At 74.3% G+C, this 21,020-nt stretch carries 19 protein-coding genes; 7 read left to right on the top strand and 12 right to left on the bottom strand.

Annotation, left to right across the window (positions count from 1 at the left end):
- Window positions 1–113: 113 nt before the first annotated feature.
- The 3 genes from ABTY40_RS29470 to ABTY40_RS29460 form a co-directional block, all read right to left on the bottom strand.
- Entirely contained in the window at window positions 114–2,306 is a 2,193-nt protein-coding gene (locus ABTY40_RS29470; RefSeq protein WP_352062306.1) for an FG-GAP-like repeat-containing protein, read from the bottom strand.
- Between the two features lie 152 nt (window positions 2,307–2,458).
- Window positions 2,459–3,682, bottom strand: coding sequence for an FG-GAP-like repeat-containing protein (locus ABTY40_RS29465; protein ID WP_352062305.1), 1,224 nt, complete (start codon window positions 3,680–3,682; stop codon window positions 2,459–2,461).
- Between the two features lie 97 nt (window positions 3,683–3,779).
- Window positions 3,780–4,757 (bottom strand): alpha/beta fold hydrolase, encoded by a 978-nt coding sequence (locus tag ABTY40_RS29460; RefSeq protein ID WP_352062304.1) that lies wholly within the window; start codon window positions 4,755–4,757, stop codon window positions 3,780–3,782.
- A 517-nt stretch (window positions 4,758–5,274) separates the two neighbouring features.
- On the opposite strand from ABTY40_RS29460, the gene ABTY40_RS29455 reads away from it, so the two are divergent.
- A complete protein-coding gene (locus ABTY40_RS29455) occupies window positions 5,275–6,042 on the top strand; it encodes a hypothetical protein (protein WP_352062303.1) in 768 nt (255 codons plus the stop codon).
- 83 nt (window positions 6,043–6,125) lie between these two features.
- Here the strand turns inward: ABTY40_RS29455 and ABTY40_RS29450 are convergent, their stop codons facing one another.
- The gene (locus ABTY40_RS29450; RefSeq protein ID WP_309050174.1) at window positions 6,126–6,818 is read right to left on the bottom strand and encodes an iron-dependent transcriptional repressor DtxR; all 693 of its coding nucleotides are present in this window, start codon (window positions 6,816–6,818) and stop codon (window positions 6,126–6,128) included.
- 150 nt (window positions 6,819–6,968) lie between these two features.
- Between ABTY40_RS29450 and ABTY40_RS29445 the strand changes: the two genes are divergently transcribed.
- Window positions 6,969–7,724, top strand: a complete 756-nt coding sequence (locus ABTY40_RS29445; RefSeq protein WP_345278670.1) for an SIS domain-containing protein — start codon at window positions 6,969–6,971, stop codon at window positions 7,722–7,724.
- A gap of 70 nt (window positions 7,725–7,794) precedes the next feature.
- Here the strand turns inward: ABTY40_RS29445 and ABTY40_RS29440 are convergent, their stop codons facing one another.
- From ABTY40_RS29440 to ABTY40_RS29430, 3 genes are all read right to left on the bottom strand, one after another.
- Window positions 7,795–9,156, bottom strand: a complete 1,362-nt coding sequence (locus tag ABTY40_RS29440; protein WP_502990706.1) for a PAS domain-containing protein — start codon at window positions 9,154–9,156, stop codon at window positions 7,795–7,797.
- Window positions 9,157–9,237: 81 nt separating this feature from the next.
- A complete protein-coding gene (locus tag ABTY40_RS29435; RefSeq protein ID WP_352062301.1) occupies window positions 9,238–9,900 on the bottom strand; it encodes a response regulator in 663 nt (220 codons plus the stop codon).
- A gap of 32 nt (window positions 9,901–9,932) precedes the next feature.
- Complete coding sequence (locus tag ABTY40_RS29430) at window positions 9,933–11,216, bottom strand: sensor histidine kinase (RefSeq protein ID WP_352062300.1); 1,284 nt, start codon at window positions 11,214–11,216, stop codon at window positions 9,933–9,935.
- Between the two features lie 107 nt (window positions 11,217–11,323).
- Between ABTY40_RS29430 and ABTY40_RS29425 the strand changes: the two genes are divergently transcribed.
- The gene (locus ABTY40_RS29425; RefSeq protein ID WP_352062299.1) at window positions 11,324–12,265 is read left to right on the top strand and encodes an ATP-binding cassette domain-containing protein; all 942 of its coding nucleotides are present in this window, start codon (window positions 11,324–11,326) and stop codon (window positions 12,263–12,265) included.
- Window positions 12,266–12,267: 2 nt separating this feature from the next.
- Window positions 12,268–13,002, top strand: coding sequence for an ABC transporter permease (locus ABTY40_RS29420; RefSeq protein WP_352062298.1), 735 nt, complete (start codon window positions 12,268–12,270; stop codon window positions 13,000–13,002).
- A 319-nt stretch (window positions 13,003–13,321) separates the two neighbouring features.
- Here the strand turns inward: ABTY40_RS29420 and pdxH are convergent, their stop codons facing one another.
- Window positions 13,322–13,951, bottom strand: a complete 630-nt coding sequence (gene pdxH / locus ABTY40_RS29415; protein WP_345279030.1) for a pyridoxamine 5'-phosphate oxidase — start codon at window positions 13,949–13,951, stop codon at window positions 13,322–13,324.
- A 223-nt stretch (window positions 13,952–14,174) separates the two neighbouring features.
- On the opposite strand from pdxH, the gene ABTY40_RS29410 reads away from it, so the two are divergent.
- On the top strand, window positions 14,175–15,275 hold the full coding sequence (locus ABTY40_RS29410; protein ID WP_309050181.1) for a citrate synthase 2: 1,101 nt from the start codon (window positions 14,175–14,177) through the stop codon (window positions 15,273–15,275).
- Here the strand turns inward: ABTY40_RS29410 and ABTY40_RS29405 are convergent.
- Complete coding sequence (locus ABTY40_RS29405; RefSeq protein WP_352062297.1) at window positions 15,254–16,387, bottom strand: isopenicillin N synthase family dioxygenase; 1,134 nt, start codon at window positions 16,385–16,387, stop codon at window positions 15,254–15,256. The genes ABTY40_RS29410 and ABTY40_RS29405 overlap by 22 nt on opposite strands.
- Window positions 16,388–16,757: 370 nt before the next feature.
- On the opposite strand from ABTY40_RS29405, the gene ABTY40_RS29400 reads away from it, so the two are divergent.
- Entirely contained in the window at window positions 16,758–17,783 is a 1,026-nt protein-coding gene (locus tag ABTY40_RS29400) for a M4 family metallopeptidase (protein WP_352062296.1), read from the top strand.
- Window positions 17,784–17,825: 42 nt separating this feature from the next.
- Window positions 17,826–18,785, top strand: coding sequence for a threonine/serine dehydratase family protein (locus ABTY40_RS29395; protein WP_352062307.1), 960 nt, complete (start codon window positions 17,826–17,828; stop codon window positions 18,783–18,785).
- Between the two features lie 15 nt (window positions 18,786–18,800).
- Here ABTY40_RS29395 and ABTY40_RS29390 read toward each other — a convergent pair whose 3' ends face one another.
- The 3 genes from ABTY40_RS29390 to ABTY40_RS29380 form a co-directional block, all read right to left on the bottom strand.
- On the bottom strand, window positions 18,801–19,382 hold the full coding sequence (locus tag ABTY40_RS29390) for a TetR/AcrR family transcriptional regulator (protein ID WP_352062295.1): 582 nt from the start codon (window positions 19,380–19,382) through the stop codon (window positions 18,801–18,803).
- Window positions 19,370–20,098, bottom strand: coding sequence for an enoyl-CoA hydratase family protein (locus ABTY40_RS29385; RefSeq protein WP_352062294.1), 729 nt, complete (start codon window positions 20,096–20,098; stop codon window positions 19,370–19,372). The genes ABTY40_RS29390 and ABTY40_RS29385 overlap by 13 nt, the downstream gene beginning before the upstream one ends.
- Window positions 20,099–20,308: 210 nt before the next feature.
- Window positions 20,309–20,980: an excalibur calcium-binding domain-containing protein gene (locus ABTY40_RS29380; protein WP_352062293.1), complete on the bottom strand. Its 672-nt coding sequence runs from the start codon at window positions 20,978–20,980 to the stop codon at window positions 20,309–20,311.
- Window positions 20,981–21,020: the final 40 nt, after the last annotated feature.

Genomic DNA, 21,020 nt, shown 5'->3' with positions numbered 1-21,020 from the left:
GGAGCGGCCGGACGTCGTCCCAGGGCGGCTCCTGGCCGTCCGGGGTGTCGAAGACCGCGGGGAAGAGATCGCCCACGGCGGCGAACGCGAGCGGGCTTCGGTGCGAGCGTCCGTCAGGCGACCGGCTGGGTGCCGTCCGTGGGGATGAAGGACAGGGCGGTCTGGCGTGGCTTGAAGGGGGCCCGCCAGTCGCCCGTGCCCCGGTACAGCCAGTTGTCGGTGTGCGGGGCGAGGGCGAGGAGGTCGGCGCGGCCGTCGTCGTCGGCGTCGCCCACGCCGACGAGGTGGCTGTACGCGTTCCAGCCCGCGCCGAGCCGGGCGCGGGGCGCGAAGGTGCCGTCGCCCTTGCCGAGGTACAGCCAGAGGACGCCCGCCGTGTCCCGGGCGACGAGGTCACCGGCCGGGCCGCCCGCGAGGTCGCCGGTGGCGGTGAGGTCGTTGTAGATCCCCCAGCCGGTGCCGGCCTTCTTGCGGGCGGAGAAGGGGGCGGTGGCGTTGCCGGTGCCCGGGTAGAGCCAGAGGCCGCCGGACCGGTCGGTGGCGAGGAGGTCGTTCTTCCCGTCGCCGTTCAGGTCGGAACCGCCGGTGATCCTGTCGTAGATCCCCCAGCCGGTGCCCACCTTGACGCGCCCGGCGAAGCCGCCGGTGCCGGTGCCCTGGTAGAGCCAGAGCGCGCCCGTCGTGTCGCGGGCCAGGAGGTCGCCGACGGTGGAACCGCCCAGGTCGCCGGTGGCCTCGATCCGGTCGTAGACGTTCCAGCCGGAGCCGAGGGAGGCCTTGGGTTCGGCGGGCATCAGCTCGCCGTACTCGGGGCTGTGGAGGGTGTCGGTGCGCCAGAGGCGGCCGGCGGCGTCCCGGGTGAGCAGGTCCGGGGTGCCGTTGTCGTTGAAGTCGTGCGGGGCGGGCTCGCGGACGACCGTGAAGGTGCCCCGGGCGTCGAGGTCCGGGCCGAGGCCGTTGGCGGGCTTCCCCGTGACGTGCCAGGTGTAGGCGCCGTTGTACGCGGCCATGGCGTGGTCGCCGAGGTGGCCGTTCCAGTCGTACGTCAGCTGTCCGGAGCTCGTCGCGTGGACGTAGGTGTGTGCCGTCCTCCCGGTGCGGACGTGGCGCAGGGTGACCGTCACCTGCTTCAGGTCCCGGGAGAGGTCCCAGGCGAAGCGGGCGCCGTCGGCCGCGTCGAGGTCGACGGTCCGGGGGGCGCGGTCCCCGGTGAGGACGACCTCGGTGGGCTCGCCGGTCGTGGCGACCATGACGGCCTGCGGGGTGGTGTCCCCGGTGGCGGTGATCCGGTACAGGCCCTCGCCGCGGCCGAGGAGGCCGCCGCGCACGTAGAGGCTGCCGTCGGGGGCGGCCGCGGACGAGAGCACGTGGTCGAGGAGCTTGACCGTGGTGCCGGTGGCCAGGTTGCGGGCCGTGAGGGGGTGCAGCGCGGTCTGCTGCGGGGAACGGAACCCGCCGCCCTCTCCGTACACGACCCAGCCGTCGGCCAGGCCGATCTGGAGGTCGCCGCTCCACACGTCGGGCAGCGGGACCTCCCGCACCTCGTCGGTGGCGCGGTCCAGGACGAACAGCCTGGGCTGCTGGGTGTTGTCCCCCTCGATCCAGGCGACGTGGGTGGGGGACACGGCACGGTCGGCGGTGGGGGCGGCCATCCCGTCCCGGATCGTGCCGACGGCACCGGTGGTGAGGTCGAGGAGGCCCCACTTGGCCGCCGTGCCCTGGGCGAAGGTGACCAGCGCGTGGTCCGGGGTGCCGGGCGCGACCTTGACACGGGTCGCGTCGGCGGGCAGGCCCGTGACCGCCGTGTTCGGCTGCGCCTCGGTGTGCTTGCGGAGCACGGTGCCGGTCCCGGTGGTGACGGTGGTGAAGACGGCGTCACCGGCCGCACCGGCGTACTTCGGGCCGTCGGCCGCCGAGGAGAGCGGGACGTCGAGCGCGCCGAAGGTGCGCAGGTTCCGCTGGGTGACCTGGTAGAGCCCGCTGTGGACGAGGTAGTCGGTGGTGCGCGTGGACGTCTGCTCGACGCGGCCGTCGTAGGCCTGCCCACCGCCGTCCGCGTACCGCTGCCAACGGTTGAGGTTGTTTTGGTCGCGGGTCAGGAAACCGGTCACGCCGGCGGCGGTCAGCGTGGCGGACCCGGGGTAGCGGACGGAGACCGTGTCGGTGGTCGTCGCGGGCGCCGTGGTCGCCGTGGTGGCGGGGGCGGCGTGCGCGGAGGTGGTGAGGACGCCCGCGCCGAGGGTGACGGCGAGGACGGTGGTGACGGCGGCGGTGAGCCGGCGTCGGACGGGACGGGCCAGAGGCACGTGCGTTTCCTCCAGGAGTCAGCAGGCGCACCGTGCGCCACACCGGATGAGACTCGCCGCGAGGCGAATGGTTGTACGAGGAAGGGGCACGGCCGCAGGCCCCCACCCCCGGTGGGGTGGGGGCCTGCGGTGGTGCGGACCGGGGCGGCGGGTCAGAAGGCGCCGTTGAGGTTCCACCAGTCGTCGGCCTCGACGGAGCCGGGCGCGATCGCGCCGGTGCCGGTGCCGGTGTACTGGACGAGGCAGCCGTCGGCGTAGCAGGCGTCGCTGTCGAAGTTCTCGTTGGTGACGGCGGTCAGGTCGTGCTTGCCGTCGCCGTTGAAGTCTCCGACGCCGAGGACGGTCTCCATGGCGTTCCAGCCGCCGGAGCCGATCATGACGCGCGGGCCGAAGGCGCTGGTGCGGCCCGGGTAGAAGAACAGCTTGCCGGTGGACGCCTCGCGGGCGACCAGGTCGCTCTTGCCGTCGCCGTTCATGTCACCGGCGCCGACCAGGGCGTTCATGCCGTTCCAGCCGCCGGTGCCGAGCAGGACGCGGGCGCCGAGGGTGCCGGTGGTGGTGCCCGGGTAGAGCCACAGCTTGCCGGTGGACTTCTCGACGGCGACGAGGTCGGCGCGGGTGTCGCCGTTGAGGTCGCCGAAGGCCACGAGCCGGCTCATGGCGTTCCAGCCGCCCGTGCCGATGAGCGTGCGGGCGCCGAGGGTACCCGTGCCGGTGCCGGGGTACAGCCACAGCTTGCCGGTGGCGGCCTCGCGGGCGATGACGTCCTCGCGGCCGTCGCGGCTGTAGTCGCCGTGGCGGATCAGGCTGTTGAAGACGTTCCAGCCGCCGGTGCCGACGAGCTTGCCCGAGCCGTCGCCCGGCAGGAACCACAGGCGGCCGGCGGTGTCGCGGACCACGATGTCGGAGACGCGGTCGGCGTTGAGGTCACCGAAGCCGGCGGCCTTGGGCGCGGTGGCGGCGTGCCAGGTCGGGTAGGCCGGGAGCACGCACTCGCGCTCGGTCGGGACGAACTTGACCGAGCTGATCGAGTCGCTGCCCGGGCCGCCCCACTCGCTGCCCGAGGGGCTGGACTCGACGACCGTCACACCGCCCACGAGGCCGTGGTTCGGGTCGTCGTACAGGCAGGCGAACTTGTTGGTGCGGTTGACGACCGAGCGGAAGGTGTTGTCCCAGCTGCCCAGGGTCGGCGCGTTCGTGTTCGTCTTGTACATCGTGCCGGTGCCGTTGTCGGACTTCCAGGCACAGAAGTAACCCGACGGGCAGTCGCTGACCGCGGCCTGGGCCGGCGCCGCGCCCGCGCCGACCATGCCGAGCGACGTGAGCCCCAGCGCCGTGACCGTGGTGACGAGGCGCCGCAGCAGTGAAGTGCGCAAAGTCTCTCCTTCTTGACGACGGCGCGGAGAAAGCCTCGACGCGCCGCGGGAGCGGACCCTACCCGGCGGCGCGCGGGCCGGTGACGGCGGGGTGGGCTCAGGCCGTCAGGACCCCGGTGAGGAAGGGCTGGACGGTCTCGGCCCAGGCCTCGGGGCACTCGTAGTGGAGGAGGTGCCCGGCGTCCGGTATCTCCGCGTACGCCCCCCGGGGCAGGACCCGGACCATCTCCTGGGCCTCGGCGCGGCCCAGTTCGCCGTCCAGGCCGCGGACGACGAGGGCGGGGCAGCGGACCTGGGCGAGGGAGTCCCAGTGGGCGTCGTGCACCCAGGTCTCGCGTGAGGACAGCATCTGCGCCGGATCGAAGACCGGGCGCCAGCCGTCCGGGTGGGAGGCCATCACCTCGGCGAAGAAGGCGCCGCGGGCGGGGTTGGGCCGCTCGACCCAGGGGTCCTCCTCTCCGAACCAGCGGTGGACGGCGTCGAGGGACGGGAAGGGCAGCGGCCAGCCGCGGAACCAGTCCTGCCAGGCGCGCTGGGAGGCGGCGCCGAGGGCGGAGGCCCGCATGTCGCAGATGACGAGGGCGCGCACCAGGTCGGGGCGTTCGGCCGCCAGCTGCCAGGCGGTGAGGGCCCCCATGGAGTGGCCGACGACGGTGACCGGGCCGAGGCCGAGCTGCTCGACGGCGGCGGCCGCGTCCGCGACGTACGCCTCGCGGGTGAAGGGGCCGGTGGGGGGCTTCTCGCTGGCTCCGTGGCCGCGCTGGTCGAGGGCGACGACGCGGTGACCGCCGGACAGGGCGCGGGCGGCCCGCGCCCAGTGGCCGGCGTGGCCCATGAGGCCGTGGAGGAGTAAGACGTCGGCGCCGGCGGCGGCCGCGTGCCGGGCGGCCGCCCGTCCTCGCGGAGGCGTCGGCACCGGTCCGGCCTGCGCGGGCAGGGCGGTGCCGGGCGGAGCACTGTGCGGTACGGCCTCCGGCGGCGCCTGGCGGCCGGTCCGCGCGGCGGTCCGGGGCGTGAAGTCCCAGGCCGCCAGGCGTACGCCGTCGGCCCCGGTGACGTCGAGTCGTCGCGCCATCCCTGGCACCCCCTCTTTCCCGTCCAACCTCGCCAGACTATCGAACTCGCATTCGAAAATGCGCCGCTGCCGCCCAACACCCCTCGTTCGAGTGACACGGCTCAAGGATTGACGCCCGCTGCCGAGGGGAGATCTTCAACGGGAGGCGGACCGCTCGGGGAAAACGGTCCGAAGGGAACGACCTTGAGAGCTCGGGGCTCCAGGTCGGAACAGGGGAGGACAGGCCCCGGCGCCCCAGGGCGCCGGGGCCCCGTACCGCCCGGCGGCCCCACACCTCCGGGACGCCCGGCAGTCGGCGTACGACCCTCGCCGGTCGCATGGCCCCACCCCTCCCGGCATCCGTCCGGTCACGCAGCGCGCGCGGTCCGCTCCAGCGTGGCACGCCGAGGGCCCGCGCGGGGCCATTCCGGCGTAAAGCGGGGCGCATGGCGGAGCCGGCACCGTGCGGACCGAGGCGATACCTCTTCGTGACCCGTTCCCCGCGCAACCGGACCGCCCCCGCACGCGTCCAGGGAACATGACGTCCACCCAGGTACTCATCAAGGACGGCGACACCGCCGTCCTCGAACCCGACCGCCTCAGCCTCTCGAAGGACAGAGGGCGGATACGCGTCGAGATCCCCCTCGTGGCCGTCGAGAGGGCGGAGAAGGACGGCGGGACGGCCATCGAGGTCCACCTCACCGACGGGCAGGTCCACCGGATTCCGGGCGGCAACCCGACCGCCACGGAGGCGTTCCTCACCGCACTCGTCAAGGCGCTGCCGGAGGAGCGCGACCCGGCCGGCAGCGCCCTGGTCACCACCGAGGAGAAGGAAGCCCGCAGGAACTGGCCGTGGTGGACGGCGGGCATCGCCGTCCTGCTCGCCTACGTCGGTTACGTGGCCTGGGTCGGCGGCACCCACGGCATCGCCGACGCCTTCGTCACCACGCTGTCCGTCCTCGGGACGCTCATCGGCCTGGGCTGCGTCCTCGGGACCGTGGTGAACGCCCACGAGCGGGTGAACCTGGCCCGGCGGGGCATCACCGTCATCGCCACGCGGGGCACCTACCCCAACGGGAAACGGCACGGCTACTTCACGTACACCGACACGAGCGGCAACGAACGCGTCCACCACAGCGGCCGCTCGGCGGTCACCGCGCACCTCGTCTACGACCCGGAACAGCCGGGAGTCCACGCCTTCCCGGAGCCGCTGGCGTGGACCATGGTGAAGCGCGCCCTCTACCTGGTCCTCAGCCTCGGCATCCTCGCGCTCGGCGTCCGGGGCCTCGCCTCCCCGTATCTCTGACCGGGGGGTGGCATACGGCCTCCGGGCACGCGAAAGGGGTGCCACGGGGGCACCCCTCACCCGTCCGCCGGCCGTCGCCGGGGTCAGCGCTTCGCGACGAAGACGTGCGAGGCGACGTCCGCCTCCAGCTCGGCGGCCTCGCCGCTGGAGCCGACCAGGACACCGCCCGGCGACTCGCGCACGGAGACGACCGAACCGGGCTGCACGCCCGCGCGGCGCAGCGTGTACATCAGCTGCGCGTCCGTCTGGATCGGCTCGCCGATGCGGCGGACGACCACCGTCTTGCCCTCGCCGCTCGCGTCCAGCTCCGCCAGCGAGACCATCGAGTCGTCCAGGAAGGACTCCGCCTCCGCCTTCTCGCCCAGCTCCTCCAGGCCCGGGATCGGGTTCCCGTACGGCGACTCGGTCGGGTGGCGCAGCAGCTCCAGGACGCGGCGCTCCACCGCCTCGCTCATTACGTGCTCCCAGCGGCAGGCCTCGGCGTGGACCTGCTCCCACTCCAGGCCGATGACGTCGACGAGGAGACACTCCGCCAGCCGGTGCTTGCGCATGACCCGGGTGGCGAGGCGGCGGCCCTCGTCCGTCAGCTCCAGATGGCGGTCACTCGCCACGGCCACCAGGCCGTCGCGCTCCATCCGGGCCACGGTCTGGCTCACCGTCGGGCCGCTCTGGTCGAGCCGCTCGGCGATCCGGGCGCGCATCGGGACCACGCCTTCCTCCTCGAGCTCGAGGATGGTGCGGAGATACATCTCCGTGGTGTCGATCAGTCCGGACATACGTGCCCCTCGATGAGTCGTGCGCTGGCCCTCCACCAATTCTGACGCATCGCACCGGCAACCGGGTCTCACGGAGGTATGGCGGTATTGACAGAGCAATGGTCCAGACCGCACCGTGAGCGGCGACCACGAGCAGAAGGAGTCGCCGCCATGGGCGAGAGCAAGCTGGCCGGACAGTTCTTCGACGCCGCCATCGGCCTGCTGCAGCGGGTCCGGGACGAGGACTCCGCCGAGATCGCCGAGGCCGGGGCCCTGATCGCCGAGGCCGTCGCGAACGGCAACCGCCTCTTCGCCTTCGGCGCCGGTCACTCCTCCCTCGCCGCCCAGGACGTGGTCTACCGGGCCGGCGGCCTCGCCCTCATGAACCTGCTGGCCGTGCCCGGGGTCGTCGGCGTCGACGTCATGCCCGCGACGCTCGGTTCCGCCCTGGAACGGGTGGACGGGCTCGCCGGGGCGGTCCTCGACTCCTCCCCCGCCAAGCCCGGTGACGTGCTGATCGTCGTCTCGCTCTCCGGACGCAACGCCCTCCCGGTCGAGATGGCGATGAACGCCCGCGCGCTCGGCCTCAAGGTCATCGGTGTCACCTCGGTCGCGTACGCCACGGAGACCCGCTCCCGCCACGTGTCGGGCACGTACCTCAAGGACCACTGCGACGTCGTCCTCGACTCGAAGATCGCCGTCGGCGACGCCGAGCTCACCCACGAGGCCGTGGAGGCGCCCTTCGCGCCCGCGTCGACCGTCGTCACCAGCGCCCTCATGCAGGCGACCATGGCGGCGGCGGCCGAGGAACTGGTCCGGCGGGGCATCGAGCCGCCGCTGCTGCGCTCGGGGAACGTCGACGGCGGCCACGAGTGGAACGGCCGCGTCATGACCGAGTACGCCGACCGGATCTTCTTCCGCCACTGAGCCCGTACGGGGCCGGTACGGCTTCGTACGGGGCCGGGCACCGCCCGTGCCATCCGGCGCCGTCCCGCCGTCAGCCGTCCCCGGGCAGCAGGTCGAGCACCGCCGCGAGCCGGGACGCGACCGTCTCGCCGTACGCCACGTCCTGGCGGTCGAAGGCCGCGCGCCCGGCCGCCCTCAGGAAGGTGAGCACGCCGAGCGTCCGGCCCCGCGAGCGCAGCGCCACGCACAGCGCGTGCGCCACACCGCCCGGCCACTGGTGGGCGTCCGCCCACACCTCCGCCGTACGGCCCGCGCTCGCCCGCACCGCGCCCGCCCGGTCCCACGCCTGGAGCGCCGGGTGGGCGGGGCCGTACCGGAGCGGGATGCCGCCGCCGGTGACCGGCGCGGACGGGCCCGGCACGGCGGGCGGGGTGGCCAGGGCGCGGGTGAGGCGCCGCTCGCCCGCCACCCGGTCCACGAGCGCGTGGTCCGCGAAGCCGGGCAGGGCGAAGTCCAGCAGGAGCGCCGCCGCCTCGGCGGGGTCCTCGCACTCGGCGGCCGCCTGGCCCGCCCGGTGCAGCTGGCTCCACCGGAACCGCATCCGGTCGGCCTCCCGGGCCGCCAGCCGCTCCTCCGTCACGTCCTGGAACAGCCAGGCCACGCCCAGCGGCACCGGCTCCTCCGTGAGCGGCGAGGCCAGTCGTAGGAAGGCGCTGTGCCAGCAGCGCCTGCGCTCCCCGCCGGGTCCGGCGACCGTCACCCACACGTCGGCGGGCGCCGCCGGGGTGCCTTCGGCGAGGACGTGCTGAAGGGCGCCCTCCAGCTCCTCCACGCCCTGCCGCACCACGTCACCGAGCGGGCGGCCGAGCAGGGCGGCGCGCGCGGTGCCGATGGCGCGGGCGGCGTGGCCGTTGACCACGGCCGGGCGCAGGTCGGCGTCGGTGAGGACGAGCCCCCAGGGCGCGTCGCCGAACAGGACGTCGCTCAGGGCGACGGACCGTTCCAGGTCGACCTGGACGTGGACCTCGCTGAAGGCGCAGTACACCCCGGCGGGGGCGCCGTCCGCGCCGCGCACCCCGGCGGACTGGCTGCGCACCAGGACGCGCCCTCCGTCCTTGCGCAGCAGGGCGAGGTCGTGGACCTGCCGGCCCGGGGTGTTCATGGCGCGCATCAGCCGGGCGAGGATGTCCCCGGCGTCGGCGCTGCGTGCCGCCCAGCCGGCGAAGCCGCGCCGTCCGACGGCCTCCGCCGCGGGCCAGCCGAGGATGCGTTCGGCCTCGCGGTTCCAGTGGGTGATCGTCCCGTCGGCGTCGAAGGCGCACAGCGCCGCGTCCATGCCGTCGAGCAGCGCGGCCAGCAGATCGGCGCCCGCTCCCGGCACGGGCGCGGCGTCGCTCGTGGACTCCGTGAAGGCACTCACGTCGGCACTCCCCCCGGTAACCCCCCTGGTCATCCCTGGTGGGGTCATTCAACTGGAACGTGACCCAGGACACACCGGGTTCACCGAAATCCTTGCGCGATCCGAGCGCGGCGTTCAGCCCGGGGAGACGAAGCCCGACTCGTACGCGGCGATGACCGCCTGCGTGCGGTCCCGGGCCCCCAGCTTCGCCAGGACGGCGCTCACATGGGACTTGACGGTCTCCGTGCCCACCACCAGGCGGGCGGCGATCTCCGCGTTCGTCAGGCCGCGGGCCACGAGCCGCAGGACCTCCGCCTCGCGCTCGGTGAGCCCCGCCCGCTCCAGGGCCGACCGGGCCGCCGTTCCGCCGCTCCCCCGGCCGTACGAGGCGGCCAACTGCCGTACCGCCGCCGGGAAGAGGAGGGAATCGCCCTCGGCCACCAGCCGGACGGCGTGCACGATCTCGGCCGGGCGGGCCCGCTTGAGGAGGAACCCGTCGGCGCCCGCGCGCAGCGCCCCGTACACGTACTCGTCGTTCTCGAAGGTCGTCACCACGACGATCTTCGGCGGGTCCTGGACCGTGCGGAGCACCGCCTCGGTCGCCTCGATGCCGTCCATCAGGGGCATGCGGACGTCCATGGCGACGACGTCGGGGCGCAGGCTGCGGACGAGGGGGATGACGGCGGCCCCGTCGGCCGCCTCGCCCACCACCTCGATGTCCGGCTGTGCGTCGAGGACGGCGCGCAGGCCCGCCCGTACGAGCGGTTCGTCGTCGACGAGGAGGACGGTGATCGGCATCCGGCCAGGGTAGGCGTTCGCGGGGCTCCCGGTCAGCGGAGGGGGAGGTCGACGCGGAGGAGCCAGCCGTCGCCGTCCCGGCCCGCGCGGGCCGAGCCGCCGAGGAGCGCGGCCCGTTCCCGTATGCCGCGCAGACCGCTGCCGGTGCCCGGTCCCGCCCCGGCCGCGGCTCCCGCCGTCAGGGGGTTGCGGACCTCGAGGCGGAGCCGGGCGTCCTCCACGGCGACGCGGACGTCCACGGGGACCTGGCCCGCGTGCCGCAGGACGTTCGTGAGGCCCTCCTGCAGCATCCGGTACGCCTCGCGGGAGACCGGGCCCGGCACGCGCTCCAGCGGGCCGGTCACCTCGGCGCCGACCCGCGCGCCCGAGGAACGCGCCGAGTCGAGGAGGCGGTCCGCCTCGGCCAGGCCCGGACGGGAACCGGGCGGGCCGCCCGTCTCGCGCAGCAGGAGCAGCACCCGCTCCAGGTCCTCCAGGGCGGCGCGGCCCGTCTCCTCGATCGCCTCCAGGGCACGGTCGGTGAACTCCGGGTCCGCGGCGGCCCGCGCGGCCCCGGCCTGCACCACCGCCAGGGTGAGGGCGTGCCCCAGGGAGTCGTGCAGCTCCCGGGCGATGCGGTTGCGTTCGAGGAGCCGCTCGGTGCGCTCCTCCAGGGCCGCCAGGCGCTCCTTGACCGACGGGCCGAGGAGGCGGCGGGCGGCCGCGGCCATCAGCTCGCCGCCGGTGACGGCCACGGCGACGAGGACGAGCACGGGCAGCGGGGCGAGCGCGGCGGCGGCCGGTCCGCCGGCGGGCGACGGCAGGGGCGCGCCCGCGATCGGGTCCTCCACGACCGTCCCGGCGAGCGTCAGCGCGACCTGCGGCAGCCACACCGACAGGAACACGGTGGCCAGGCCCGCCTCGGCCCGCAGGACCAGCCAGGCGGCCGTGCGCGCCCGGTCCGTCCAGGAGGCGGAGGGGACGGCGGAGACCCCGGGGTCCCCGGCCGGGTCCCCGGGCCTGACTCCTCCCCGTTCCCCGGCCCGCCCGCGCGTCCCGACCGGCCTGCCGTGAGCCGTCCGTACGCGCGCGTGCGCCCCGGGGAACAGCATCAGCCGCGCCTGGAGCCCTTCCGCGCGCCGGACCGACGGGACCAGGGCCACCGCCGCGAGCAGCGGGACCGGCAGGAGCGCGACCAGCGCCCAGCCGGCCGGACCGGGGTCGGCGAGGCCGGGATGGATCAGGCCGCAGCCGAGCGGGACGACCGCCCCCACCAGGAGGTGGAGCCAGCGGGTGTAGGTGACCGCGCGGAGCAGCGGGCGCAGGGGTCCGGGCATCCCGCCATCCTGGCAGGGCGGCCCGGGCGGACGGCTCCCCCGCCCGGGGGAGGCGATCTCCCCGCGCGGGGGATGGCCGGAGGCCGCCCGGCGACGAGCCTTGAGCCATGACCAGCATCCATGTCACGGACCTCACGAAGGAGTACGGCGGCAAGCGGGCCGTGGACCGGCTGACCTTCGCCGTCGAACCGGGCCGCGTCACCGGCTTCCTCGGCCCCAACGGCGCCGGGAAGTCCACGACCATGCGGCTCGTGCTCGGCCTGGACCGGCCGGCCTCCGGGACCGCCACGGTCGGCGGCCGCGCCTACACGGCGCTCGACGAGCCCCTCCGTACGGTCGGCGCCCTGCTCGACGCGCAGGCGGCCCACGCCTCCCGCACCGCCCGGGACCACCTGCGGGCCCTCGCCGTCAGCAACCGGATCCCGGCCCGGCGGGTGGACGAGGTGCTGGAGGAGACCGGGCTGGCGAGCGCCGCCCGGCGCCGCGTGCGCACCTTCTCGCTCGGCATGCGCCAGCGCCTCGGCATCGCCGCCGCGCTCCTCGGCGACCCTGCCGTCCTCATGCTGGACGAGCCGTCCAACGGGCTCGACCCGGAGGGGATCGTCTGGATCCGCGGGCTGCTGCGCCGGCTCGCCGGGGAGGGGCGCGCGGTCCTGGTCTCCAGCCATCTCATGAACGAGACGGCGACCTTCGCCGACCACCTCGTCGTCCTCGGCCGGGGCCGGCTCCTCGCCGACGTCCCGATGCGGGACTTCATCGACGCCCACAGCCACGCGCGCGTGCGAGTGCGCGCCGGCGATCCCGTGCTGCTGCGGGCCGCGCTCGCGCGCCGGGGGTACGCGGTCGCGGACGGCGCCGACGGCGGCGGCCGCTGGCTCGTGGAGGGCGCGACCGCCGAGCAGGTCGGGGCCGTCGCCGCCCGCGAGGGCATCCCCGTGTTCGAACTGGCCGACGAGCGCGCCTCCCTGGAGCAGGCGTACCTCGCGCTCACGGCGGACGCCGCCGAGTTCGCCACCACCCGCCGTGTCCCGCCGTCGCAGGAGGTCTGACCGTGTCCCCCACCGCCGTGCTCCACTCCGAGTGGATCAAGATCAGGTCGGTCCGGTCGAGTTTCGGGTCGCTCCTCGCCGTCTTCGCCGTCGCGCTGGTCTTCAACGTGCTCCTGTACGCCACCGTGGGCGGTCCGGAGCCGGACGGGGCGGGAGACCCGGTCTTCAACGCCCTGTTCCAGATCAACTTCGCGCAGATCGCCGCCATCGCCTTCGGCGCGACGGCCGTCTCGTCGGAGTACGTCCACGGGGCGGTGCGGAACTCGCTCGCGGCCGTGCCCCACCGGAGCCTCTTCTTCGCGGCGAAGACGGCGGTCGTGGCCGTGGCCGCGCTCGGCACGGGGCTCGTGACCGCGTTCGTCACCTTCTTCTCGGGGCAGGCCTTCGCGGGTGAGCACGCCATCGGGCTCGGCGAGCCGGGGGCGCTGAGGGCCTGTTTCGGGGCGGGCCTCTACCTGGGCCTGATCGCGCTGTTCGCGGCGGGCCTGACGTTCCTGCTGCGCAGCGCGGTGGCGGTGCTGAGCCTGCTGATCCCGTTCCTGCTGATGGTGTCCTTCGTGATCGGGGACGTCTCGGCGGGTGTCGCCGACTACCTGCCGGACCGCGCCGGGCGGCAGATCCTCCATCAGGACCCGATCGGGAGCCTGGGCCCCTGGGCGGGGCTCGGTGTGACGGCGCTGTGGGCGGTGGCGGCGCTGGTCGCGGGGTGGTGGGCGGTCACCCGGCGGGACGCCTGACGGGGCGCCTTGCCGGACGCTGGGCAGGGGATCCGGAAGCGGCCGGATTAAATCGCTTGAGCGGACGCGAGGGGGTTCTTAGGGTGGGGGTACACGCGAAAGGAGGTGATCCGAAAACATGGTTTCTTTTCGGACTCGTGAGGTGACTGCGGGCTGAGGCCTGCCGTCGCACTCTGTGCACCTCGGCAGGCCTTCTGCCGAACACCAACGCAGTCACCCGACCCGTGAGTCGCCGGTCAGTCCGGCCGGCTCCTGTCCGAACCTAGGCGGACGGGACCAAGGCTCACGGGTCGTCCGCGTTCCGGGCCGGGGCCCGGCCTCAGGGGCAGAGGCGTTCCACGGACCAGGACCCGTCCTCGGCGCGCGCGTACCGCAGCCGGTCGTGCAGCCGGTTCTCGTGGCCCTGCCAGAACTCGACCGTGTCCGGGACGACCCGGAAGCCGCCCCATTCCGGGGGCACCGGGACCTCCTGGCCGTCGGGGTAGCGGGCGGCCAGGTCGGCGTACCGGGCGAGGAGTTCGGCGCGGGAGCCGATCACCCGGGACTGGTCGCTGGCCCACGCGCCGAGCTGGGAGCCGTGCGGCCGGGTCCGGAAGTAGGCGGCGGTCTCCTCGCGTCCGGTGCGGGCGGCGCGGCCGGTGACGATGACCTGGCGGGCCAGCGGGTGCCAGGGGAACAGCAGCGCGACGTGCGGGTTGGCGGCCAGTTCGGTGCCCTTGCGGGAGCCGTAGTTGGTGAAGAAGACGAATCCGGCCTCGTCGTAGTGCTTGAGCAGGACCGTACGGGAGGAGGGGCGGCCGTCCGGCGTCGCGGTGGAGACGACCATCGCGTTGGGCTCGTGGATCGCCGGGTTGGCGGCGGTCTCCTTGAACCACCGCGCGAACTGGGCGATCGGGTCGGGCGCGAGATCGGCCGGATGGAGCTCCATCGTGCGGTACTGCTCGCGCATGGCGGCGGGGTCCAGGGCGTCGGTCACGGGATCATCCTGCCGCAGCGGGCGAGTCTGCCCGGCACCACGTGCCGCTAACCCTCCCTCGCCGGTTCGGCGCAGTGTGCCGGATGTCACGCTTCCCCGCATCATCGGAACCGTACAGACTCTTCGGTCGGACGACTGTTGAATCCCGCCATCGACCGTGACCCGGTTGATCGATCATCGATAGAGGAGCCGCCTGATGTCCGACTTCGTACCCGGGCTCGAGGGAGTCGTCGCGTTCGAGACGGAGATCGCCGAACCCGACAAGGAGGGCGGCGCGCTCCGCTACCGCGGCGTCGACATCGAGGATCTCGTCGGCCACGTCTCCTTCGGCAACGTCTGGGGCCTGCTCGTCGACGGCGCCTTCAACCCCGGTCTGCCGCCCGCCGAGCCCTTCCCGATCCCCGTCCACTCCGGCGACATCCGCGTGGACGTGCAGTCCGCGCTCGCGATGCTCGCGCCGGTCTGGGGCCTGAAGCCGCTCCTCGACATCTCCGCCGAGGAGGCGCGTGACGACCTCGCCCGCGCCGCCGTCATGGCCCTGTCGTACGTCGCCCAGTCGGCGCGCGGCCAGGGGCTGCCGATGGTGCCGCAGAGCGAGATCGACAAGGCGCAGTCGGTGGTCGAGCGGTTCATGATCCGCTGGCGCGGCGAGCCCGACCCGAAGCACGTGAAGGCCGTCGACGCGTACTGGACCTCGGCCGCCGAGCACGGCATGAACGCGTCCACCTTCACCGCCCGTGTCATCGCCTCCACCGGGGCGGACGTGGCGGCGGCGCTGTCCGGCGCCGTCGGTGCCATGTCCGGCCCGCTGCACGGCGGCGCGCCCTCGCGCGTCCTCGGCATGATCGAGGAGATCGAGCGCACCGGCGACGCGACGGCGTACGTGAAGCAGGCCCTCGACAAGGGCGAGCGCCTGATGGGCTTCGGCCACCGCGTCTACCGCGCCGAGGACCCGCGCGCCCGCGTCCTGCGCCGCACGGCCAAGGAGCTGGCGGCGCCGCGCTTCGAGGTGGCCGAGGCGCTGGAGAAGGCGGCTCTGGAGGAGCTGCACAACCGCCGCCCGGACCGGGTCCTGGCGACGAACGTCGAGTTCTGGGCGGCGATCGTCCTGGACTTTGCCGAGGTCCCGGCGCACATGTTCACGTCGATGTTCACGTGTGCCCGGACGGCCGGCTGGTCGGCGCACATCCTGGAGCAGAAGCGCACCGGCCGCCTGGTGCGCCCCTCGGCCCGCTACACGGGTCCCGGCCAGCGGGACCCGCGCGAGATCGAGGGTTACGCCGACATCGCCGGCTGACCCTCGGGGTGCAGGAGCAGCTCCGCGTGGTGGCGGGCCGCCACCAGCGGGTGGGCGCGGAGCTTGCCCTTCAGGGCGTTGTAGCCGTACTCGGCGAACAGCGGGTTCGCCGGGTCGGCCGTGACGCCGGGGGCCTGTGAGGCGTACGGGAAGTCGAGCGGGGCGATCCGGGCGTCGAGCCGTGGGTTGTAGAAGAACGGGACGGAGAAGCGTTCCGTCGCGCCGGGCGGGGAGACGACCCGGTGGTTGGTGGCGACGAGGTAGCCGTTGGTGGCGACTTCGAGGAGTTCGCCGAGGTTGACGACGAAGGCGCCGGGCAGCGGCGGCACGTCGTGGAAGTCCCCGTCCTCCCGCTGGACCTGGAGACCGCCGACCTGGTCCTGGAGCAGCAGGGTGAGGAATCCGTAGTCCTTGTGGGCGCCGACGCCCTGGTCGTCGCCCTCGCCGCTGCTGCCCGGGTAGCGCACCAGCTTGAGCTGCGGGTGGGCGTGCGGGCCGAAGATGTCGTCGTAGAAGTCCGCGGGCGCGCCGATGGAGGCGAGCAGCTCGTGCAGGAGGCGGGCGGCGACATCGCTGAGCCGGTCGATCCAGTGCAGGGCGGCGGTGCGGAGCTCGGGGAGCGCGGCGGGCCACTGGTTGGGGCCTTCGAGCCACCAGTAGGGGGCTTCCCAGGGGGCGGGGGTGTGCGCGGGGCGCTCGGCGCCGATGTCGAGCTGGTCGCGCCAGTCGCGGGCGCCCTGGGTGCGCTCGTCGCCGATGCGGGTGTAGCCGCGGAAGTGCGGCGAGTTGATGTTGTCCAGGGCGAGCCGGTCGGCCTCGGGGAGGGCGAAGAAGGCGCGCATGGCGCGGGTGAGGGCCTGCGTCTCGGCCTCGGTCACGCCGTGTCCGACGAGCTGGAAGAAGCCGACGTCGTGGGCGGCCGAGTGCAGCTGGGCGTGCAGGAGCCGGCGGGCCTGGGGTCCGCGGTCGGCGGCGGAGAGGTCGACGATCGGGAGCTGTGAGGCGTACGAGCTGCGCGGGGCGGCCGGGGCCGAGGGGGCGCCGGCGCGGGAGGCGGCACGCGTGCCGGGGGTCGCCGGGGTGGAGGTGCCGAGGGTGCTGCTGTGGGTCATGGGTGCGTCCGCGGGGTGTACGGGTGCCCGGGGCGGCCGCCAGGGGTGGGGCGGGGGCCGCGGGTGCCGGTCGACAGGGCTCGGATGAGGGACCCGGCGCGGGGTGACGGAGGTGACGGCCCCGGCAGGTCAGGCGGAGCGGCGACAGCTCATGCTCGTGACGCGGACGAAGTCCACGTGGCGGCGGCGTACGAGCAGAGGCATGCGACCAGGGTACTGCGCGCGGACCCCCGCGCCTGTGGTCCGGGTCACAGCGCGGCGATCGGACGCGGACCTGTTCAAAGCGGCGGCGGTGCGCGAAGATCGCCGCCACGCATGTCACGCCCATGCCAATCATCTCGTCGCCGCGTCCCCGCGCAGGAGGATGTCCATGTCCCGCCGCCGCATGTTCCGTGGCCTGGTCGCCGCGACCGTCGCCACCACCGCCCTGCTCCCGCTGACCGGAGCGAGCGCCGCGCCCCTGCCCCAGGGCCGGGTCTTCATGGTCAACCCCGTCCAGTCCACCGGGGACCAGACCCTCGCCGACCACAAGGACGCGGCCGGCGACGTGCCCGCCTCCGCCTACGCGCTGGCCACCCTGCGCAACCTCGACGCGAGCGGCACCCTGTCCGGGAAGTGGGTCACCGTCCGCTCGGAGACCGGCGCCCCCGCGAAGGTCGCCGACGCCGCGTCGTACGACCGCTCCCAGGACCAGTTCGAGCAGGTCATGGCGTACTTCTGGGTCAACGAGGGCCAGGAGTACCTGCAGGGCCTCGGTTTCGGCACCGAACTGCGCGGCGCCAACGACCGGGTGCAGCCGGTCCGCCTCAACCAGTGGGGCGCCGACAACTCGTACTTCACCGACAAGAAGGCCGAGATCCGCTTCGGCAAGGGCGGCGTGGACGACGCGGAGGACGCCGAGGTGATCCTCCACGAGTACGGCCACGCCGTGCACCACGCGCAGGTCCCCGGCTTCGGCACCTCCGTGGAGGCCGGCTCGATCGGCGAGGCCTTCGGCGACTACCTGGCCATGGCCGTCGGCACGCACGCCGTCCAGAAGTACGGCTGGCCGATGAAGGCCGACCAGGCCTGCGTCGCCGACTGGGACGCCACCGGCTACAGCGCCGCCCCGCACTGCCTGCGCCGCCTCGACGGCACCAAGACGTACGCGGACCGCGAGGGCGAGGTCCACGCCGACGGCGAGATCTGGTCGCGGGCCCTCTTCGACATCCGCCGGTCGCTCGGCGCCCGCACCGCCGACCGGATCATCATCAACGCGCAGTTCGGCTTCACCGCCGACACCAGCTTCGAGGCGGCGGCGCGGACGACGGTCGCGACGGCGGAGCGGATGTACGGGGCGGGCGCGGCGCAGGCCGTACGGGACGCCTTCCGGGCCCGCGAGATCCCGGGTGTCTGACCGGCGGCGCGGACGGGCCCCGTGGGGCACAGTGGTCGCGTGCTGACCACTGTCGCGGACATCGAAGCCGCAGCCGAACGCATCAAGGACCACGTCGTACGGACCCCGACGCTGCCCGGCGTCGGGCTGTCCGCGCTCCTGGGCGCGGACGTCACCGTGAAACTCGAACTGCTCCAGCGCACGGGCTCGTTCAAGGCGCGCGGGGCCACCGCCAAGCTCCTCTCGCTCGACGAGGCCGAACGGGCCGCGGGGGTGGTCGCGGTAAGCGGCGGCAACCACGGCATCGCGCTCGCCGTGATGGCGGGCGCGCTCGACGTCCGCGCGACCGTCGTCATGCCGCGGTCCGCCCCGGCCCGCGCGGTGGACATCGCCAAGGCGGCCGGCGCCGACGTCGTCCTCGCCGACACCATGGGCCGGGCCTTCGCCCTCATGGACGAGTACCGGGCCTCCGGGCTCACCGTCGTCCACCCCTTCGACGACCCCACCGTCGTCGCCGCCCAGGGCACGGTCGGCCTTGAACTCGCCGAGGACGCGGGCGAGCTCACCGACGTCCTCGTCAGCATCGGCGGCGGAGGCCTGATCGCCGGTGTCGCCGCCGCCCTGCGCGCGCTCCGCCCCGGCGTCCGCGTCTGGGGCGTGGAGACCGAGGGCGCCGACGCCATGTCGTCGGCGCTGGCCGCGGGCGGCCCGGTGCCGGTCGAGCTGTCCTCGGTCGTCTCCACGCTGAGCGCCCCCAGCGTCTCGCCCCTCACCTACGAGCACGTCCGCGCCCTGGTCACGGACGTCGTCACGGTGACCGACGCCGAGGCCGTGCGGGGCACCCTCGACCTGGCCGAGCACGCCAAGGTGTGGGCCGAACCCGCCGCCGGATGCCTGCTGCCCGCCGCCCGCCGGGTGCTCGCGCGCGTCGGCGAGGACGCCCGGCTGGGCCTGGTGATCTGCGGCGGCAACGTCACGACCGCGGACGTGGCCGACTGGGCCGAGCGCTTCGGGGTGCGCTGACCGGGAGGTGGACCTCTAGCCGTCCAGGGCCTCGCCGACCAGGCGGGCCCACTGGGACACCACCCGCTCGCGGCGGGTGGTGTCGTCGGTGAGGAGGGTGGCCAGGCCCAGGCCGCGGGCCATGTCGAGGAGGCCCTGGACGGTCTCCCGGACGCCGGGGCGGGACTCGTCGGCACCGAGCAGGTCGACGGCGATGCGGTGGGACTCGCGGCCGACACGGGCCTCCAGCTCGGCGACCCGGTCGCGGAGCTGGTCCTCGTGGGCGGCCGCCACCCACAGCTGGAGCGCGGCCCGGAAGAGGGGGCCGGTGTAGAGGGCGACGATGCCGGCGACGGCCTCCTCGCGGTCGCGGGCCGGCAGGGCGCGCAGGGCCTGGGAGCGTTCCTCGGCGACGTACTCGACGGCCGCGGTGAAGAGGTCCTCGCGGGTCGGGAAGTGGTGCTGGGCGGCGCCCCGGGAGACGCCGGCCCGTTCGGCGACGACGGCCACCGTGGAGCCCGCCCAGCCGTGCTCGGCCAGGCAGGACACGGCGGCCTCCAGGAGCCGCTGCCGGGTGGCGCGGCTCCGGTCCTGCTTGGGTGCGGTCACAGCCGCCATGCGGGGTCCCGTCGCTCGAGGAAGGCCGTCATCCCTTCGCGTGCTTCGGCGGAGGCGAACAGCGTCGCCGACCTCTGCACGAGGTCCTCCGCATCGCGTTCGAAGGTCTCCAGGACTCTAGCGGTGACCAGCCGCTTCGCCTCGCGCAGTCCCTGCGGGGAGGCCGCGCGCAGGGCGTCGAGGATGCCGTCGAGAGCCTCGTCGCCGGCCGTGACGAGCCCCATGGTGACGGCCTCGGGGACACCGAAGTGCTCGCCGGTGAGGTAGTGGCGGGTGGCGGCGCGCGGCTCCAGGCGCGGCAGGAGGGTGAGGGAGACGACGGCGGGGGCGACCCCGAGCCGTACCTCGGTGAGGGCGAAGTCGGCCCCCTCGCCCGCCACCACGATGTCGCAGGCGCCGAGGATGCCGACCCCGCCCGCGCGGGTGTGGGAGCCGGCGGTGACGTGGGCGACGACCGGTTTGGGCAGTTCGACGATCCGCCGGAGCAGGTCGACGAAGGCGTACGGGCTCGGTGGCGCCTTCAGGTCGGCGCCCGCGCTGAAGGTGGTGCCGGTGTGGGTGAGGACGACGGCCCGGACGGCCGGGTCCTTCGCGCAGGCCTCCAGCGCGTCGGCGAGTTCGCCGACGAGGGGCGCGGAGAGGGCGTTGCGGGTGGCCGGGGAGTCGAGGGCGAGGGTGGCGATGCCCCGCTCCTCGGTGCTGCGGATCAAGGTCACGTGCGGTTCCTCAACTCTCGACGGAGGTTCGTTCCCGACGCCGCCCCCGCCGGGGAAAGGGCGGGGCGGGGGGCTGAGCGACGGGATCGCGGGTACCGGTACGGGGTGGGCAGACCTTCTCCGTACCCCGGGAAACAAGCAAGCACGCCTGCATGGTTCAGGGAAGCGGCCGGGCGGCCCCAGGGGCCGTGACCCCCGGGGCCCCGCGCGTCAGCGCTCGCAGGCCACGCCGTCGCCGTCACGGTCGAGGTGACGGGCGTAGCCGGGGTCACCCACGCGGATCGGGGCGGCGCCGGCGGCGCGGACGGCCGAGCAGTTGGCGTAGTACACGCTCGACTCGTCGGCCGTCTCGGTCGGTTCGGCGGTCTCGGCCTGCCGGGTCGTCTGGCGCGGGGCCGGGGCGCGGGTGGTGGTGGGGACCGCCACGGCGGTCCGCGTCGGTTCCGGCGCCTCGGTGGTCGGGGCGGCGGTGGGCTCGGGCGCCTCGGTCGTCACCTCCCTGGTCGGCTGCGGGGTCGGCTCCGTCGAGGGCGTGGCCGAGGCCGGTGCGGCCGACGAGGGTGCGGGCGTCGGGGTGGAGGTGGTGGGGCTGGGGCTCGGGGGCTCCGTGGTGGCGGGTGCCGTGGCCGTCGAGACGGGCTTCGGATCGTCCGTCTTCCGCTGCTCGGGGTCGTCCATGAGCAGGGCGAGGAGGAACCACAGGGCCGAGAGGACCGTGGCCACGATCTTGGTCCGGGTGGTCCAGCGGCTCAGCCACGCCAGGGCGATACCGGCCGGCGGGAAGATCACCAGCAGGACGACGACCAGAGCGGGGTGCTGCCACCAGCGGCGGGGCGGAGCCCAGGGCGGAGGAGGGGGGTACGGCGTGTTGTGCTGGTACACGTGGGTGCTCCCGGAGGGATCGGGCCGCTAGGGCGAAGTG

Source organism: Streptomyces sp. NPDC126503 (genome assembly GCF_040302405.1).
Lineage (GTDB): Bacteria > Actinomycetota > Actinomycetes > Streptomycetales > Streptomycetaceae > Streptomyces > Streptomyces gulbargensis.
Note: the sequence above shows the minus strand (reverse complement) of the source record. Positions and strands in the feature narration are given on the sequence as shown.